Annotated in this window: 1 protein-coding gene; it reads left to right on the top strand. The window is 42.5% G+C overall.

Going from position 1 to position 1,462, the window contains the following annotated elements:
- Positions 1–1,367, top strand: a 1,367-nt coding sequence (locus EGI31_RS15125; protein WP_255037998.1) for an IS1182 family transposase, incomplete at its 5' end; no start/stop codon positions are given.
- Positions 1,368–1,462: the final 95 nt, after the last annotated feature.

The raw sequence follows: 1,462 nt of genomic DNA, 5'->3' as shown, positions 1-1,462 counted from the left end.
CATTATATTTAAAGCTTTATTTATACGGCTACCTAAACGGTTTACGCAGCAGCCGCAAGCTTGAGAGGGAATGCGTGCGTAATGTAGAGGTTTTTTGGCTGCTTTGCGGTCAGCAGCCTAATTACCACAGCATAGCTGACTTCCGAAAAGACAATCCTAAGGCCCTAAAAAACACGTTCAAACTCTTTGTACTATTTTTAAAAGAATGTGAGCTAATTGGAGGGCGTACAGTAGCCATTGATGGTACTAAAGTAAGAGCAAGTAATTCCAAGAAGAACAACTATAATCAAAAGAAAATAGACCGCCATTTAGCTTATATCGAAGAAAAGACCACGGAATACTTAAAGCAGTTAGAAGAAAATGATAAGCAAAACACTGGTTTAGATGTAAAACATGTTCAGGCCAAAATAGAACGTCTTGCTGGAGCCAAAATCAAATATGAAACACTGGAAAAGCAGCTTTCGACTACAGACGAACCCCAGGTAAGTACGACTGACACAGACGCCAGAGCCTTATTGGTACAAGGACAAGTAGTAGAAGTGAGTTATAACCTACAAGCTGCTGTAGACGAACAGCACAAACTGGTGGTAGCTACACACACACTCAACCGCAACGATCGTAATGCCCTCAGCAGAGCCGCCCAAGAGGCAAAAGACAACATCCAAGCCGAAGCAATAACCGTAATAGCTGATAAGGGTTACCACAACGGCAGAGAGTTACAGACTACTCAAGACTCAGGTATCGGCACCATAGTAGCTATGGCAGAGCTAGTGAACAGCAACGACCACGGCACGCAGCCCGAGTATATCGTCTCAAAGTTTACTTACCATAAAGAAACCGACACCTACACCTGCCCAGAGGGTCAAACATTAGCCACCAAAGGCACATGGCACCAAAAGAAACGAGACCACAACATCAGCTATAACTTTAAGAAATACCGCACTCCAGCTTGTACTAGTTGCCCAGTAAAAAACAAATGCACAGGCCGGCAAGATGGCCGCCGAGAAATAGAACGTTCAGAATATGCCGAGGCTGTAGAGAAAAACAATGAAAACTACAAAAACAATCAGCCCCTTTATCGAAAGCGACAAGAAATCAATGAGCATGTTTTTGGAACCATCAAGAGACAGTGGGGATACAACCATACCAACCTGAGAGGACTAGAAAAAGTGAACGGAGAAATGGCCTTGATTATGACTGTTTACAATCTCAAGCGGAGCTTGAACATCCTAACCATGCCCAAAATCTTAGAAAAACTCAAAAACTGGACACCCGATTACGAAAGGGTGGCCTGTTTTGTCGAAAAAGGACTAATTTTGAAGTCATATAAGCCTTCCAAAAATTTTACTTGGCACATTGCTGCCTAAAATCAGGCACGTTTACAATCGATTTATGATTCATGGTGATAGCCTGAGAAGCCAATAAAGTTTAGTTCTTGAGTTTTTTCACAGCCTGACGGTTT

The organism is Lacihabitans soyangensis (genome assembly GCF_024343775.1).
In the GTDB taxonomy this organism is placed as follows: domain Bacteria; phylum Bacteroidota; class Bacteroidia; order Cytophagales; family Spirosomataceae; genus Leadbetterella; species Leadbetterella soyangensis.
Note: the sequence above shows the minus strand (reverse complement) of the source record. Positions and strands in the feature narration are given on the sequence as shown.